The following is a 15,993-nucleotide window of genomic DNA, read 5'->3' as shown; positions in this document are numbered from 1 at the left end:
AAGGGATTGAATGCATGCGCGCCTTAGCTGAGTTCATCATGCGCGGTCGTGTGCAGGCCACTCTGGTAGTGGCTGGATGTGCAGCGTTGCCGTTGTTGTATTGGTTGGGTGCTGCTGCAGGTTGCCTTGTGCTCCTGCGGCGCGGTTTGAAGGACGCCCTTGGCGTTCTTGCCCTGGGAATGCTGCCGGCCTTGGTCTGGTGGTTGAAATTCGATGATCCACGGGTACTTCTGGTACTGCTCGGTTCATCGGCCCTTGCGTTGGTTTTACGCGCAAGTGAGTCCTGGGTCCGTACGCTGCTGGTCAGCGTGGCATTGGGGTTGGTGTATTCACTGGCGCTTGGCGCGGCTTTCCGCCCGCAAATCGAGGCGCTGGCGCAGGAGATCGTAAAGATCCTGCCGCTGGCCCTCGGGGATCTCTACCAGCAGTTGTCGGTAGATGAGCGAGCGCGCTTGGCGTCAGTGATTGCACCCATGCTTACCGGCCTGATTGCGGCCTTGTTGCAGATCGTCAGCGTGCTGAGCCTGATTCTTGGGCGTTACTGGCAGGCGTTGTTGTATAACCCGGGTGGTTTTGGTCGCGAGTTTCGCAGTATCAGAATCCCCGCAGGACCGGCGATGTTGCTGCTGGCGTTCATGGTGGTCGGGCCGACTTTTGGCTTGGCGCTATTGGTGCCGTTGTGCAGCGTACCGCTGGTATTTGCCGGGCTGTCCCTGATTCATGGGCTGGTGGCGCAAAAGCGACTGGCCAGGTTCTGGCTGGTGGGGTTGTACGTGACGCTGTTGCTGTTCATGCAGCTGATCTATCCGTTACTCGTGGTCTTGGCCATTGTCGACGGCCTGATTGATTTTCGCGGTCGTCTGGCGTCGAAAGACGCCGATAACGCGAACGGTGAAGGTTAAAAGTTAGAGGATTTTCACATGCAACTGATCCTTCTGGAAAAAGTCGCCAACCTGGGCAACCTGGGCGACAAAGTGAACGTTAAGGCCGGCTACGGTCGTAACTACCTGCTGCCATACGGCAAAGCCACCGCTGCAACCGCTGCCAACCTGGCTGCGTTTGAAGAGCGTCGTGCTGAGCTGGAAAAAGCAGCAGCAGACAAAAAAGCTTCGGCCGAAACTCGCGCTGCCCAACTGGCTGAGCTGGAAGTGACTATCACTGCCACCGCCGGTGACGAAGGCAAGCTGTTCGGTTCGATCGGCACCCACGACATCGCTGATGCACTGACCGCCTCCGGCGTTGAAGTGCAGAAGAGCGAAGTTCGTCTGCCGAACGGCACCATCCGCAACGTTGGCGAATTCGATGTAGCCGTGCACCTGCACGCTGAAGTCGAAGCAACCGTACGCGTTGTTGTGGTAGCAGCTTAAGCAGCACCTAACTGACTGGCACCTAGCGTGCCGGGCGGTTAACATCGGGCACGATCCTGTTTACAGGTCGTGCCTTTTGTTTTTCTGCCTTTTGTTTTCTGTAGCCCCTGATTTTCCAACTATTCCAAGTGGCCATGAACGATATCTCCGCTCCTGAGCAATATGACCTGCAAACCGCTGCCCTGAAGGTGCCGCCACATTCCATCGAGGCCGAACAGGCCGTGCTCGGTGGTTTGATGCTGGACAACAACGCCTGGGAGCGCGTGCTGGATCAAGTCTCGGACGGCGATTTCTACCGTCATGACCACCGCCTGATCTTCCGTGCCATTGCCAAGCTGGCCGACCAGAACTCACCGATCGACGTGGTGACCCTGGCCGAGCAATTGGACAAGGAAGGCCAGACGTCCCAAGTGGGCGGCCTGGGTTACCTGGGTGAGCTGGCGAAAAACACGCCATCGGTCGCCAACATCAAGGCCTATGCACAGATCGTCCGTGCGCGGGCCACGTTGCGCCAGTTGATCGGCATCGCCACCGAGATCGCCGACAGCGCCTTCAACCCCGAAGGCCGCACCGCCGAAGAGATTCTCGACGAAGCCGAACGGCAAATCTTCCAGATCGCCGAGGCCCGGCCTAAAACCGGCGGCCCGGTGAGCGTCAACGACCTGCTGACCAAGGCCATCGACCGCATCGATACCTTGTTCAACACCGACAACGCCATCACCGGCCTGTCCACCGGCTACACCGACCTCGACGGCATGACCAGCGGCCTGCAGCCGTCTGACCTGATCATCGTCGCCGGCCGTCCGTCCATGGGTAAAACCACCTTCGCCATGAACCTGGTGGAAAACGCCGTGTTGCGCAGTGACAAGGCCGTACTGGTTTACTCCCTGGAGATGCCAGGTGAATCGCTGATCATGCGTATGTTGTCGTCCCTGGGCCGCATCGACCAGACCAAGGTGCGTGCCGGTCGCCTGGAAGACGACGATTGGCCGCGCCTGACCTCGGCGGTCAACCTGCTTAACGACCGCAAGCTGTTTATCGATGACACGGCGGGCATCAGCCCGTCGGAAATGCGCGCACGTACCCGGCGCCTGGTGCGTGAGCACGGCGACATCGCCCTGATCATGATCGACTACCTGCAACTGATGCAGATCCCGGGTTCCAGCGGTGACAGCCGGACCAACGAGATTTCCGAGATTTCCCGCTCGTTGAAAGCCCTGGCCAAGGAATTCAACTGCCCGGTGGTTGCCCTGTCGCAGCTCAACCGATCCCTGGAGCAGCGCCCGAACAAACGCCCGATCAACTCCGACTTGCGGGAATCCGGAGCGATCGAGCAGGATGCTGACGTGATCATGTTCGTTTACCGGGACGAGGTGTATCACCCGGAAACCGAGCATAAAGGCATCGCTGAAATCATTATCGGTAAACAGCGTAACGGGCCAATCGGTACCACGCGCCTGGCGTTTATCGGTAAATACACCCGCTTCGAAAACCTGGCGCCGGGTAGCTACAACTTCGACGACGAGTAAAAAGTCGTCCTGCCAATTCCGACTGCAAAGGTCGGAATTGGTCAAATTTTGTGCTATATTCCGCGCCCGCGATTTTTCATCTCAACACCGGTCACCGTCATGCAAACAGCCAAGCCGTTATTTGACTATCCCAAGTACTGGGCCGAATGTTTCGGTCCTGCGCCATTCCTGCCGATGAGCAGGGAGGAGATGGATCAGCTTGGCTGGGATTCATGCGACATCATCATCGTCACCGGTGACGCGTACGTCGACCATCCGTCGTTCGGCATGGCAATCATCGGCCGGCTGCTGGAGTCCCAGGGCTTTCGCGTCGGGATCATTGCCCAGCCCAACTGGCAGTCCAAAGACGACTTCATGAAGCTCGGCGAGCCGAACCTGTTCTTCGGCGTCGCGGCCGGCAACATGGACTCGATGATCAACCGCTATACCGCCGACAAGAAAATCCGTTCCGATGACGCCTACACCCCGGGTGGCATGGCGGGCAAACGTCCGGATCGCGCGAGCCTGGTCTACAGCCAGCGCTGCAAGGAAGCCTACAAAAACGTGCCGATCGTACTTGGCGGCATCGAAGCTTCCCTGCGCCGCATCGCGCACTACGACTACTGGCAGGACCGCGTGCGTAACTCGATCCTGATCGACGCCTGCGCCGACATCCTGCTGTATGGCAACGCCGAGCGGGCCATTGTCGAAGTCGCCCAGCGCCTGTCGTGGGGCCACAAGATCGAAGACATCACCGACGTGCGCGGCACTGCGTTTATTCGCCGTGACACGCCTGAAGGCTGGTACGAGGTGGACTCCACCCGTATCGACCGTCCGGGCAAGATCGACAAGATCATCAACCCGTACGTGAACACCCAGGACACCCAGGCCTGCGCCATCGAGCAGGAAAAGGGCCCGACGGATGACCCGGAAGAAGCCAAGGTCGTACAAATCCTGGCCAGCCCGCGCATGACCCGCGACAAGACGGTCATTCGTCTGCCGTCCGTGGAAAAAGTCCGTGGCGACTCCGTCCTGTACGCCCACGCCAACCGCGTGCTCCACCTGGAAACCAACCCGGGCAACGCCCGCGCGCTGGTGCAGAAGCACGGTGAAGTGGACGTGTGGTTCAACCCGCCGCCCATTCCCATGACCACCGAAGAAATGGACTACGTGTTTGGCATGCCTTACGCACGTGTTCCACACCCGGCGTACGGCAAGGAAAAGATTCCGGCCTACGACATGATCCGTTTCTCGGTGAATATCATGCGTGGCTGCTTCGGCGGCTGCACCTTCTGCTCGATCACCGAGCACGAAGGCCGGATCATCCAGAACCGTTCCGAAGAGTCGATCATTCGCGAAATCGAAGAGATCCGCGACAAGGTGCCAGGCTTCACCGGCGTGATCTCCGACCTCGGCGGCCCGACCGCGAACATGTACCGCATTGCCTGCAAGAGCCCGGAAATCGAATCCGCGTGCCGCAAGCCGTCCTGCGTGTTCCCGGGTATCTGCCCGAACCTGAACACCGACCACTCGTCGTTGATCCAGCTGTACCGCAGCGCCCGTGCGTTGCCGGGTGTGAAGAAGATTTTGATCGCTTCCGGCCTGCGTTACGACCTCGCGGTCGAGTCGCCGGAATATGTTAAAGAGCTGGTGACCCACCACGTGGGTGGTTACCTGAAGATCGCCCCGGAACACACCGAGGAAGGTCCGCTCAACCAGATGATGAAACCGGGCATTGGCAGCTATGACAAGTTCAAGCGCATGTTCGAGAAGTACACCAAGGAAGCGGGCAAGGAGCAGTACCTGATTCCTTACTTCATCGCCGCCCACCCGGGCACCACCGATGAAGACATGATGAACCTGGCCCTGTGGCTCAAGGGCAACGGCTTCCGTGCCGACCAGGTGCAGGCGTTCTACCCCTCGCCCATGGCCACCGCCACGGCGATGTACCACTCGGGCAAGAACCCGCTGCGCAAGGTCACCTACAAGAGCGACGCGGTGACCATCGTCAAGAGCGAAGAACAGCGCCGTTTGCACAAGGCCTTCCTGCGCTACCACGACCCGAAAGGCTGGCCGATGCTGCGTGAAGCATTGACCCGCATGGGCCGTGGCGACCTGATCGGGCCGGGCAAGGAGCAACTGATCCCGTTGCACCAGCCGGCCACCGACAGCTACCAGAGTGCGCGTCGCAAGAACTCGACGCCGGCTGGCAGCCACAAGGTTGCGAAGGAAACCACCACCAAAATCCTCACCCAGCACACCGGCTTGCCGCCGCGTGGCAGTGACGGCAGCAACCCGTGGGACAAGCGTGAGCAAGCCAAGGCTGCGGCCATGGTGCGCAACAAGCAGGCCGCCAAGGAACGCACCGACGCGGCCAAGGGCAAAGGCAAGAAGCCAGCCCGCAAGCCGGTAGTGCCGCGTTGATCGCAGCCTGAAACGCAAAACGCCAGCCTCGTGCTGGCGTTTTGCTTTCTAGCGGGTGGGTAGTCTGTTTGTTAAGGTGGCGCCCATTAAATCACCTTCGCGAGCAAGCCCGCTCCCACACTTGACCGGGTTCCAGCATGAGAATGCGGTCGAATGTGGGAGCGGGCTTGCTCGCGAAAGCGCCAGTTCAGTCACCACTCATTTCAAGGAAGAACACCCCCCATGAGCAGCCCCCTGCTTGGCATCGGCATGGACTCCAACCGCTCCCAGTTTATGGCGCGCCAGCGCATCGAAAGCCAGATCAACCTGCCACGCCTGTTTGCGGCCATTGACGCCGACCCCGGCATTGTGGGGGCGGGTGTGGTGTATATCGATGCTGACTTCAACATCGTGACCCTGCGTGAATTCAAACCCCTCTGCAGCATTACGCCCAAGCGCGTGATTCTGCGGGAGGCGCAGAAGTACATTGCCCCCACGCAATTTGCTGAACATGTTGTGAGTAATCCGCGCGAATCCCGCCTGATTGGTGAGGCGGTGAATACCGGCATTTCTTGTTTTGGCGCCGTCATCAGTTGGGCTGCTATTGCCAGCGGAACCATTTTGGTTCCATTCAGCGCCGGCGCGAGTTCAGTCATCGTTGTGGTCGGATACGCGGCGGCTGGTGCAAGCGCACTCCAGTGTTTCAATGGCATTACTCGAACGGTACTCGAGGTCGCAAGGCCAGAGGGAAATGATTGGCTCGACAGCGAGGCGTGGTATCAGAACACCTCAACGGTTTTGGACGCAGTATCGTTAGCTGGAGTGGGTGCCTCCGCCCTGACGACAATAAAACTTGTCAATGTCGCGAAGGCGGCCACAGGCAAGACGTTGCGCGAAGTGCTTCGTGGCTTGAATCGACAAGAAAGAGCGAAGCTCACAAAAGAACTGCTGACCATCAATGACCCTCGCCTCACATCGAAGATGCTCAAGCTCAAGCAGTTGTCGGGCGAACTGCCCAAGCGTTTTACCCCGACCCAACTTAAACACAGCACCAAAACCCAGATTAAAGACGCCTTAGGCGCAACTGCGGGCCTTATTGGGAGTGCTTACACGGGCAACGTAAAAACCATCGCATTGGGGTTGTATGAGGAGGTCGGAGAATGAGCGAGCTGATGACGCTTCGTGATTTTTTCAGGCATTACTTCCTTACTTTTATCGGTGGTGTATTTGCGGCTTATTTTTCTTTGGGCTTCGCGACGGCGCTTTCCTTTGCGACCTATTTTCGTGATGCGCCTCTCGCTGGAGGTTTGGGCTTTTCGATCATGCTCGTCGGGGCATTTCTGATCCTGTTAACGGTCCACAGCAATTTCATGATTTTGCGCGGGCGACCGTCGTGGGTGTGGGTAATGGTGGGTATTTACTTCGCTTGCTTTCTGTTTGTGCTTCCCATGATTCAGTACAAGCCGCACGCCGTTCTTTATGGCCTTGCGTTGGTTTTTCCGCTGTTTGGCCTCTTGATACTCAACAGCGCTATTCAGCGAGATATGCGCATTAAACTCGTGGGAATTCGCCACATTCGGCAGTCTTTGAAGACCAAGGGCCGAACCCGATAGGTATCAGGGCACCACTCCTGTCGATTTTGTATAAGGGAATCGAGCAATGAACCACCCACGATCGAGTATCGCCCGCATAACTTCATTTATGGCATGAGCGTGCTTTTACCCTTGCTTGCGCTGCTATTGCTCAACGGCAAGCGCCACCGCGAAATGCGCCAGAAGCTGCTCGAAGTTCGGCATCTGCGCGAAGCCGTAATCGCCCGGCACTAGGCCCGTTGAGTGGGTAGATTCACCACCCACCCTCACACTCCCGCCACAAATATGTGCAACCCTCGCACCATGACGGCAGCCATTGCGCCGTTTTGGTGCTGTACTGCACCGGGTCCCACGATAAAGCGCAATGACCGCTGCTCTGGCATAAGTCTTGCGCGCTTTGTTTTCATGCCCTGGCTCGCAGGAGGCCGCCGTGTCGATTCATGTCGCTTTGCACCACGTTACGCATTACCGCTACGAACGCGCAGTCGAACTCGGCCCACAGATTGTTCGTCTGCGTCCGGCGGCCCATAGCCGCACGCGGATTTTGTCCTACGCGCTGAAAGTGCTGCCGGAACAGCACTTCATCAATTGGCAGCAAGACCCCCAGGGCAATTACCTGGCGCGCCTGGTGTTCCCGGAAAAGACCGACGAGTTGCGCATTGAGGTCGACCTGGTCGCCGAGATGGCGGTGTTCAACCCGTTCGACTTTTTCCTTGAGCCCTACGCCGAAAAAATCCCGTTCAGCTACGCCGCCGATGAGCAGCGCGAGCTGGCGCCGTACCTGGAAACATTGCCGCTGACCCCCAGATTCGCCGCGTATCTGGCGGGTATCGACCGCACGCCGTTGCCCGCCGTGGATTTTCTGGTAGGGCTCAATCAGCGCTTGGCCGCCGATATCGGCTACCTGATCCGCATGGAGCCGGGCGTACAAACCCCGGAATTCACCCTCGAAAACGCCTCCGGCTCGTGCCGGGATTCGGCGTGGTTGCTGGTGCAACTGCTGCGTCATCTCGGGTTGGCGGCACGGTTTGTGTCCGGCTATCTGATCCAGCTGACCGCCGACGTCAAAGCCCTCGATGGCCCGTCCGGCACCGAGGTGGATTTCACCGACCTGCATGCCTGGTGCGAAGTGTATTTGCCCGGCGCCGGCTGGATCGGCCTCGACGCCACCTCCGGCTTGTTCGCCGGTGAAGGCCATATCCCGTTGGCCTGTAGTCCTGATCCTTCCTCCGCGGCGCCAATCAGTGGTCTGGTGGAACCGTGCGAGTGCGAATTTACCCACGAGATGTCCGTAGAACGGATTTGGGAAGCCCCAAGGGTTACCAAGCCCTACACCGAAGAGCAGTGGCTGGCGATCCAGGCCCTTGGCCGGCAGATCGACGGCGACCTGCTCAAGGACGACGTACGCCTGACCATGGGTGGTGAACCGACCTTCGTTTCCATCGACGACCCCGACGGTGCCGAATGGAATACCGCAGCCCTGGGCCCCGATAAACGCCGGCTGTCTGCCGAGCTGTTCCAGCGCATGCGCAAGCACTACGCGCCCAAGGGCCTGGTGCACTTCGGCCAGGGCAAGTGGTACCCGGGCGAGCAACTGCCGCGCTGGTCTCTGAACTGCTACTGGCGCCGCGACGGGGTACCGATCTGGCACAACAGCGCGCTGATCGCCGATGAGCAGGAAAGCTACGGCGCCGATGGCCTGATGGCCGGGCGTTTTCTCGCCAGCGTCGCCGAGCGCCTGAAACTGCCTACGCATTTTGTATTCCCGGCCTACGAAGACAATTTCTACTACCTGTGGCGCGAAGGCGCCTTGCCGCAAAACGTCACCGCCGAAGACCCGCGCCTGGAAGACAAGCTTGAGCGCGACCGCCTGCGCAAAGTCTTCAGCCAGGGCCTGGATAAAGTCATCGGCCAGGTGCTGCCGCTGGCGCGCACAGCGGCCAATGACCGCTGGCAGAGCGGGCGCTGGTACCTGCGGGACAACCATTGCCGCCTGGTGCCGGGTGATTCGCCGCTGGGTTATCGCCTGCCACTGGCCTCGCAGCCGTGGGTGACGGCAGCGGACTATCCGTTCGTGCATCCCACTGATCCCAACCAGGACCTGGCGGACCTGCCGACCACCTCGCAGCTGCAAAGCCACGGCGAGGCGGCGGCGAGCACAGACCGTGTTCCGAAGATCGACGAATCTGCTGACTGGCTGACCCGCACCGCCCTATGCGCCGAAGCGCGGGAAGGCCGGCTGTACCTGTTCATGCCGCCGCTGGAACGGGTCGAGGATTATCTGGAGCTGGTGGCAGCCATCGAAGCCACCGCCGAAGAACTGCACTGCCCGGTGCTGCTGGAAGGCTACGAGCCACCGAGCGACCCACGCCTGAGCAACTTCCGGGTTACGCCGGACCCGGGTGTGATCGAGGTTAACGTGCAGCCGTCCGCCACCTGGGACGAGTTGGTGGAGCGCACTGAGTTTCTCTACGAAGAGGCCCGGCAAACCCGTCTTACCACTGAAAAATTCATGATCGACGGCCGCCACACCGGCACCGGCGGTGGTAACCACTTTGTGCTCGGTGGCGCCACGCCCAAGGACTCGCCGTTCCTGCGGCGTCCCGATCTGCTGCGCAGTCTGATCAGCTACTGGCATAACCACCCGTCGCTGTCCTACCTGTTTTCCGGCCTGTTCATCGGCCCGACTTCCCAGGCGCCACGGGTCGACGAAGCGCGTAACGATGCGTTGTACGAGCTGGAAATCGCCTTCGCCCAGATGCCCGAAGTGGGCGAAGAATGCCCGCCATGGCTGGTGGACCGCCTGCTGCGCAACCTGCTGATCGACGTCACCGGCAACACCCACCGCGCCGAATTCTGCGTCGACAAACTCTACTCGCCGGACGGGGCCACTGGGCGCCTGGGCCTGCTGGAATTACGCGCCTTTGAAATGCCGCCCCATGCGCGTATGAGCCTGACCCAGCAACTGCTGCTGCGGGCGCTGGTCGCGCGTTTCTGGCGTGAACCCTATGCACCGCCGAAGCTGGCGCGCTGGGGCACGGAGCTGCACGACCGCTTCCTGTTGCCGCATTTTATCGAGCAGGATTTTGCTGACGTGATCGTCGAGCTGAACGCCGCCGGTTATCCGCTGCGGGCCGAATGGTTTGCCGCGCACCTGGAGTTCCGTTTTCCCAAGGTCGGCGACTATGCCGTCAGCGGTATCGAACTGGAACTGCGCCAGGCCCTGGAGCCCTGGCATGTGCTGGGCGAGGAGGGCGCAGTGGGCGGCACGGTACGTTACGTGGATTCGTCCCTGGAACGCTTGCAGGTCAAGTTGAGCGGCCTGCCGCCCCAGCGTTACCTGCTGACCTGCAACGGCATTCCGGTGCCGCTGCAACCCACCGGGCGCGTCGGCGAGTTTGTCGCGGGCGTGCGCTATCGCGCCTGGCAACCGGCCAACTGCTTGCAGCCAACCATCCCGGTGCATGCGCCGCTGGTATTTGATCTTTTGGACACGTGGATGCAGCGCTCGCTGGGTGGTTGCCAGTACCATGTCGCCCATCCGGGCGGGCGCAATTACGACAGCCTGCCGGTGAATGCCAATGAAGCTGAAAGCCGGCGGATGGCGCGGTTTTTCCGCTTGGGACACACTCCCGGGAAATTGCCGGTGCCGAGCGTGGTGATCAATGATGAATTGCCGATGACCCTGGATTTGCGGCGCTTCCCCAATAAGAATGACTAAGCGCGATTCAAAATGTGGGAGCGGGTTTGTGTGGGAGCGGGCTTGCTCGCGAATACGGTGTCTCAGAAACACATTCAGTGCCTGACACTCCGCTTTCGCGAGCAAGCCCGCACCCACATAAGCCTGCTCCCACAGGTGGATCGCAGTGTTTGTGAGTTAATTTGACTTCCCTTGCCCCTGCCGAGCGTTCCATGCCCGACTTGCTCGACCGTTACCCGCTGACCGCGGGCACTTATCACGAACTGCTGGACGACAGCGGCGCGGTTCGCGCCCATTGGCAGCGCCTGCTCGATCACCTGCAACGCAGCACCCCGGCGCAACTGGCCCAGCGCCAGGCCTTGCTGACCCGGCAGATCCAGGAAAACGGCGTGACCTACAACGTCTACGCCGACCCCAAGGGCGCTGATCGCCCGTGGGAGCTGGACCTGTTGCCACACGTGCTGGCGGCCGATGAGTGGAAGCAACTCTCAGCCGGCATCGCCCAGCGTGCACGCCTGCTCAATGCCGTACTGGCAGACCTCTACGGCCCGCAACGCTTGATCGCCGAAGGATTGCTGCCGGCCGAACTGGTGTTCGGCCATAACAATTTCCTGTGGCCGTGCCAGGGCATCCAGCCGCCAGACGGCGCGTACCTGCACCTGTACGCCGTGGACCTGGCCCGCACGCCGGATGGCCGCTGGTGGGTGACCGCCGACCGTACCCAGGCCCCGTCCGGCGCCGGTTATGCCCTGGAAAACCGTACCATCGTGTCCCGTGCATTCCCGGACCTGTACCGCGACTTGCAGGTGCAGCACCTCACCGGTTTCTTCCGCACCTTGCAGGAAACCCTGGCCCGCCAGGCACCGAGCGACGACCAGCCGCCGCTGATCGTGCTGCTGACCCCGGGCCGTTTCAACGAAAGCTATTTCGAGCATTTATACCTCGCCCGCCAGCTCGGCTACCCGCTGGTGGAGGGCGGCGACCTGACCGTGCGCGACGCCACGGTGTACCTCAAAACCCTCAGCGGCCTGCGCCGGGTGCACGCGATCATGCGCCGCCTGGACGACGATTTCTGCGACCCGCTGGAGCTGCGCACCGACTCGGCCCTCGGCGTGCCCGGCCTGCTGGATGCCGTACGCCAGGGCAACGTGCTGGTGGCCAACGCGTTGGGCAGCGGCGTGCTGGAGTCGCCCGGCCTGCTGGGCTTTTTGCCGAAGATCAATCAATTCCTGTTTGGCGAAGAGCTGATCCTGCCGTCCATCGCCACCTGGTGGTGCGGTGAGCCGCCGGTGCTGGCCGAAGCCCTGGAAAAACTTCCGGAGCTGCTGATCAAACCGGCGTTCCCGTCGCAAAGCTTCACCCCGGTATTTGGCCGCGATTTGAATGACGAGCAACGCCAAGCCCTGGCTGAACGCATGCAGGCCCGGCCTTACGCCTACGTCGCCCAGGAACTTGCGCAATTATCCCAGGCGCCGGTGTGGCACACGGTCGATGATCACCTTCAACATCGTGCCATCGGCATGCGCGTTTACGCTGTGGCCAGCGCCGACGGTTACCGGGTATTGCCCGGCGGCCTGACCCGCGTGGCCGCCGAGGCCGATGCCGAAGTGGTGTCGATGCAACGTGGCGGCGCGAGCAAGGACACCTGGGTGCTCGGCGAGCGCGCCCACGGCGCCGAACATTGGCGCGCCCAACGGGCGATCGGCGCCCACGACCTGGTGCGGCGTGATCCGTACCTGCCGTCGCGGGTGGTGGAGAACCTGTTCTGGTTTGGCCGCTATTGCGAGCGTTGTGATAACAGCGCGCGCTGGCTGCGGATCGTCCTCGCCCGCTATGTCGACGGAGACGACCCGCTGGCGCTGCAGGCGGCGGTTGAGCTGGGTGAGAACCTGCGACTGTTGCCGGAGGAGGGCGAATTGCCTGAGCGGCTCCAGGCGGCGTTGCTCGGTGATGACTGGCCGTCGAGCCTGCGGGCCAACTTGCAGCGTTTGCAGTGGGCGGCGTCCCAGGTGCGTGGCAAGCTGTCCCGGGAAAACTGGCAGGCCCTGGTGGAGTTGCAGCGCGAAGCCCTGGAGCTGGAAAGCGAAGAGCCGGACTTCGGCGAACTGCTCGATTTCCTCAACCGCCTGGTGATGTCGCTCGCGGCGCTGTCGGGCTTTGCCCTCGACGACATGACCCGCGACGAAGGCTGGCGCTTCTTGATGATGGGCCGGCGCATCGAGCGCCTGCAATTTCTCAGCAGCAGCCTGGCGGCCTTCCTGCGTGGCGTGGCGGTGTTCGATCAGGCCGGGCTGGAATGGTTGCTGGAACTGGGCAACAGCAGCATCACTTACCGCTCGCGTTATCTTGCGGTGCCGCAATTGATCCCGGTGCTGGACCTGTTGCTGCTGGACGAGCAAAATCCCCACGCGGTGCTGTTCCAGCTCAAACTGGTGAGCCGCACCCTGCGTCGCCTGAATGACGATTTCGGCGTGCCCCGGGAAACCGGGCTGGCGCCGTTGGTGGAGCGCCTGGCGCGCTTTGACCTGGGTTGCCTGGAGAACCCGCTGTTCGGCGAGTCCAGCGTGCGTGCTGCGCTGGACGGCCTGGCCGACCTGCTGCAAGCGGTAGCCGATGAAAGCGGGCTAGTCTCGGATCGCCTGGCCTTGCGCCATTTTGCCCATGTGGACGATGTCAGCCAGCAAACGGTGTCTGTGTGATGAGTGCCCGCTACCAGATTTTCCACGATACCCATTACCATTACGACAGCCCGGTGTCCCTCGCCCAGCAACTGGCGCATCTGTGGCCACGGCCTTGCGCCTGGCAGCGCTGCAGCTCGCAGCAACTGGAGATCAGCCCCGAACCGACCTCGCGCCGGGATGAGCTGGACGTGTTTGGTAACCCGATCACCCGGCTGGCGTTCGAGCGGCCCCATGATGAACTGCTGGTGAACGCCGGGCTGACGGTGGAAGTGCTGGCGCGGCCGGTGCTGGATTTCAGCCTGTCGCTGGCCTGGGATCAAGCCCGCAACGGTCTTACCTACAGCAGCCAACCGCTGTCGGCCGAGGTGATCGAGGCCTGCCGCTACCGGTTCGAATCGCCCTACGTGCATTTGAAGAAAAGCTTCGTCGAGTTCTCTGAAGACTGTTTCCCGGCAGGTCGCCCTTTGCTATTGGGTGTGCAGGCGCTGATGGAGAAGATCTTCAGCGAGTTCACCTTCGATGCCGAAGCCACCCAGGTCGCCACGCCGCTGGTGGAAGTGCTGGAGCGCCGGCGCGGCGTGTGCCAGGACTTCGCCCACCTGATGCTCGCGTGCCTGCGCTCCCGGGGCCTGGCGGCACGGTATATCAGCGGTTACCTGCTGACCCAGCCACCGCCCGGCCAGCCACGGTTGATCGGCGCGGATGCGTCCCACGCGTGGGTGTCGGTGTTTTGCCCGGTGTTGGGTTGGGTGGATTTTGATCCGACCAACAATGTGCAGCCGGCACTGGAACACATCACCCTGGCCTGGGGCCGGGATTTTTCCGATGTTTCGCCGTTGCGGGGGGTGATTCTGGGAGGAGGGAGCCATGACCCGGAAGTGCGGGTGACGGTGATGCCGCTGGAATAAACAAGGCCTGTAGCCACTGCCTGGGCAGTGGCTACAAGTGAGAGGCCTTAGGCGTCTGGCGCCTGATCTTTCGGTGCTTCGGTGTCGTCAGTAGCCACTGTACCTTCCGCATCCGGGTTCAGTGCACCGGCTTCTTCGTCGGCTGCAGTTTTCTTGCGCTGCAGCTTTTCCTCTTTCTTCTGCTCTTTGGCCAAGTCTCTCTGACGTTTGGCGAAGGAGTAATTAGGTTTTGCCATGGGCGATCCTCTGGGGTCGAAGGTGAGGTTGAGCGGCGCGTATTCTGCCTTTAATCGCGTCCCAAGGGTTAATCGGGTTTTTGGTCCACCCATTTGGGCAGGACCAGCGGTTGCCAGGCATCCAGTACGTCAAGCAGCTCAGCCGGCGATTCGCTCATTTGCAGCATGGCACGATGGGGCGCCCGGACGAAACCTTCGCCGACGATATGATCAAGAAAATCGGTCAATTTGCGGTAAAAACCGTCCACTTCGAGCAAACCCAGCGGTTTGCCGTGGTAACCGAGTTGGCCCCAGGTCCAGACTTCGAACAGTTCTTCGAGGGTGCCCAGGCCGCCCGGCAGCGCAATAAATGCGTCGCTCAGCTCGGCCATGCGTGCCTTGCGGGCGTGCATGCCGTCGACCACTTCCAGGCGGGTCAGGCCTTTGTGGCCGATTTCCAGGACTTTCAGGCTTTCGGGAATAATCCCGATCACTTCACCGCCGGCTTCCAGCGCCGCATCGGCGACGATTCCCATCAGGCCCACGGCGCCACCACCGTACACCAGGGTCAGCTTGCGCTCGGCCAGCGCGCGCCCGAGGGCCACGGCCGCTTCACGATAGGCCGGGTTGGTGCCGCTGCTGGCACCGCAAAACACACAGACAGACTTCAAGGTCATACCTGACTCCACTCAGTTGTGGCTAAAGAGTAAAGGCTGGCCTGCGTCTCTCAAAGGATTAAACCTCGCGTTGAGGTGTTTCGTACGTGCCGCTGGCACCACAGGCATAGGCGGCAAGCAGGCTGCGGAACAGGTTATTGAGGTGCATGGCGCGGACTCCGGAAGGGTGATGGGCCGATCATAGGCCGGCATCAGTACTTTGGCCGGTAGATTGTTTCGATGAGTCTGATAGCCTAAAGTTGTATACAATCTGTTGATACAGATCATATGAAGTCCTGCCTGACTCAGGCACCCTTGTCGCACTATGCGTTTTTTAAACCCTGCCCTGGAGATTCACATGTTTGCCAAACTCGTTGCTGTTTCCCTGCTGACTCTGGCTAGCGGCCAGTTGCTTGCTGCAGAGTGCAAGGTCACTGTCGACTCCACTGACCAGATGTCCTTCAACACCAAGGCCATCGAAATCGACAAGAGCTGCAAAACGTTCACCGTTGAGTTGACCCACTCCGGCAGCTTGCCGAAAAACGTCATGGGCCATAACTGGGTGCTGAGTAAAGAAGCCGATATGCAACCGATCGCCAGCGACGGTATGGGCGCCGCTGCCAGCAACTACTTGAAGGACGGTGATGCTCGCATTATTGCCCACACCAAAATCATCGGCGCTGGCGAGACAGATTCGGTGACCTTCGACGTATCGAAACTGAAAGCTGACGAGAAGTACGGCTTCTTCTGCTCGTTCCCAGGCCACATCTCGATGATGAAAGGCACTGTGACCCTGAAGTAAGCAATCTTCAGGCAAAAAAAAGCGCCCGTCGGGGTAATGCCAGTCAGTTAAGCTGACTGGCTTTTTTATTTCTGATCGGATATTTCGGTGATTTGAGCCGGATGGCCCGCGGATAAATGCGCTCCTCACGCCGATGAGGCAGGACGTAATGCATGGCTGAG

General features: G+C 60.6%; 12 protein-coding genes. 10 read left to right on the top strand and 2 right to left on the bottom strand.

The annotated features are described in order from the left end of the window. The first annotated feature begins 14 nt into the window (after positions 1–14). From CEC48_RS21450 to CEC48_RS21410, 9 genes are all read left to right on the top strand, one after another. Complete coding sequence (locus CEC48_RS21450; protein WP_088425569.1) at positions 15–902, top strand: hypothetical protein; 888 nt, start codon at positions 15–17, stop codon at positions 900–902. An 18-nt stretch (positions 903–920) separates the two neighbouring features. Next, complete coding sequence (gene rplI, locus CEC48_RS21445; protein WP_003171376.1) at positions 921–1,367, top strand: 50S ribosomal protein L9; 447 nt, start codon at positions 921–923, stop codon at positions 1,365–1,367. Between the two features lie 134 nt (positions 1,368–1,501). Beyond that, on the top strand, positions 1,502–2,896 hold the full coding sequence (dnaB, locus tag CEC48_RS21440; protein WP_064450415.1) for a replicative DNA helicase: 1,395 nt from the start codon (positions 1,502–1,504) through the stop codon (positions 2,894–2,896). 99 nt (positions 2,897–2,995) lie between these two features. Continuing rightward, entirely contained in the window at positions 2,996–5,299 is a 2,304-nt protein-coding gene (locus CEC48_RS21435; protein ID WP_088425568.1) for a YgiQ family radical SAM protein, read from the top strand. Positions 5,300–5,521: 222 nt separating this feature from the next. Beyond that, on the top strand, positions 5,522–6,442 hold the full coding sequence (locus CEC48_RS21430; protein ID WP_076018044.1) for an NAD synthetase: 921 nt from the start codon (positions 5,522–5,524) through the stop codon (positions 6,440–6,442). After that, positions 6,439–6,891: a hypothetical protein gene (locus CEC48_RS21425; RefSeq protein ID WP_088425567.1), complete on the top strand. Its 453-nt coding sequence runs from the start codon at positions 6,439–6,441 to the stop codon at positions 6,889–6,891. Before CEC48_RS21430 ends, CEC48_RS21425 begins: the two co-directional genes overlap by 4 nt. Positions 6,892–7,300: 409 nt before the next feature. Next, positions 7,301–10,591, top strand: coding sequence for a DUF2126 domain-containing protein (locus tag CEC48_RS21420; protein WP_088425566.1), 3,291 nt, complete (start codon positions 7,301–7,303; stop codon positions 10,589–10,591). A gap of 191 nt (positions 10,592–10,782) precedes the next feature. After that, positions 10,783–13,269: a circularly permuted type 2 ATP-grasp protein gene (locus CEC48_RS21415; protein ID WP_088425565.1), complete on the top strand. Its 2,487-nt coding sequence runs from the start codon at positions 10,783–10,785 to the stop codon at positions 13,267–13,269. Continuing rightward, positions 13,269–14,159 (top strand): transglutaminase family protein, encoded by an 891-nt coding sequence (locus CEC48_RS21410; protein ID WP_088425564.1) that lies wholly within the window; start codon positions 13,269–13,271, stop codon positions 14,157–14,159. The genes CEC48_RS21415 and CEC48_RS21410 overlap by 1 nt, the downstream gene beginning before the upstream one ends. 47 nt (positions 14,160–14,206) lie before the next feature. On the opposite strand, the gene CEC48_RS21405 is transcribed toward CEC48_RS21410, so the two are convergent. Both CEC48_RS21405 and CEC48_RS21400 read right to left on the bottom strand, forming a co-directional pair. Beyond that, positions 14,207–14,395, bottom strand: coding sequence for a hypothetical protein (locus tag CEC48_RS21405; RefSeq protein ID WP_088425563.1), 189 nt, complete (start codon positions 14,393–14,395; stop codon positions 14,207–14,209). 68 nt (positions 14,396–14,463) lie between these two features. Continuing rightward, a complete protein-coding gene (locus tag CEC48_RS21400; RefSeq protein WP_088425562.1) occupies positions 14,464–15,051 on the bottom strand; it encodes a TIGR00730 family Rossman fold protein in 588 nt (195 codons plus the stop codon). Between the two features lie 337 nt (positions 15,052–15,388). Here CEC48_RS21400 and azu point away from each other — a divergent pair, with 337 nt between their 5' ends. After that, positions 15,389–15,832, top strand: coding sequence for an azurin (gene azu / locus CEC48_RS21395; RefSeq protein WP_088425561.1), 444 nt, complete (start codon positions 15,389–15,391; stop codon positions 15,830–15,832). Positions 15,833–15,993: the final 161 nt, after the last annotated feature.

This window comes from Pseudomonas sp. K2I15 (genome assembly GCF_002204795.1).
Lineage (GTDB): Bacteria > Pseudomonadota > Gammaproteobacteria > Pseudomonadales > Pseudomonadaceae > Aquipseudomonas.
Note: the sequence above shows the minus strand (reverse complement) of the source record. Positions and strands in the feature narration are given on the sequence as shown.

What these genes read in the sequence shown, in the direction of transcription:
- CEC48_RS21450 (WP_088425569.1), top strand. Translation starts at nt 15, where the DNA reads ATGCGCGCCTTAGCTGAGTTCATCATGCGCGGTCGTGTGCAGGCCACT.
- rplI (WP_003171376.1), top strand. Translation starts at nt 921, where the DNA reads ATGCAACTGATCCTTCTGGAAAAAGTCGCCAACCTGGGCAACCTGGGC.
- dnaB (WP_064450415.1), top strand. Translation starts at nt 1,502, where the DNA reads ATGAACGATATCTCCGCTCCTGAGCAATATGACCTGCAAACCGCTGCC.
- CEC48_RS21435 (WP_088425568.1), top strand. Translation starts at nt 2,996, where the DNA reads ATGCAAACAGCCAAGCCGTTATTTGACTATCCCAAGTACTGGGCCGAA.
- CEC48_RS21430 (WP_076018044.1), top strand. Translation starts at nt 5,522, where the DNA reads ATGAGCAGCCCCCTGCTTGGCATCGGCATGGACTCCAACCGCTCCCAG.
- CEC48_RS21425 (WP_088425567.1), top strand. Translation starts at nt 6,439, where the DNA reads ATGAGCGAGCTGATGACGCTTCGTGATTTTTTCAGGCATTACTTCCTT.
- CEC48_RS21415 (WP_088425565.1), top strand. Translation starts at nt 10,783, where the DNA reads ATGCCCGACTTGCTCGACCGTTACCCGCTGACCGCGGGCACTTATCAC.
- CEC48_RS21410 (WP_088425564.1), top strand. Translation starts at nt 13,269, where the DNA reads ATGAGTGCCCGCTACCAGATTTTCCACGATACCCATTACCATTACGAC.
- CEC48_RS21405 (WP_088425563.1), bottom strand. Translation starts at nt 14,395, where the DNA reads ATGGCAAAACCTAATTACTCCTTCGCCAAACGTCAGAGAGACTTGGCC.
- CEC48_RS21400 (WP_088425562.1), bottom strand. Translation starts at nt 15,051, where the DNA reads ATGACCTTGAAGTCTGTCTGTGTGTTTTGCGGTGCCAGCAGCGGCACC.
- azu (WP_088425561.1), top strand. Translation starts at nt 15,389, where the DNA reads ATGTTTGCCAAACTCGTTGCTGTTTCCCTGCTGACTCTGGCTAGCGGC.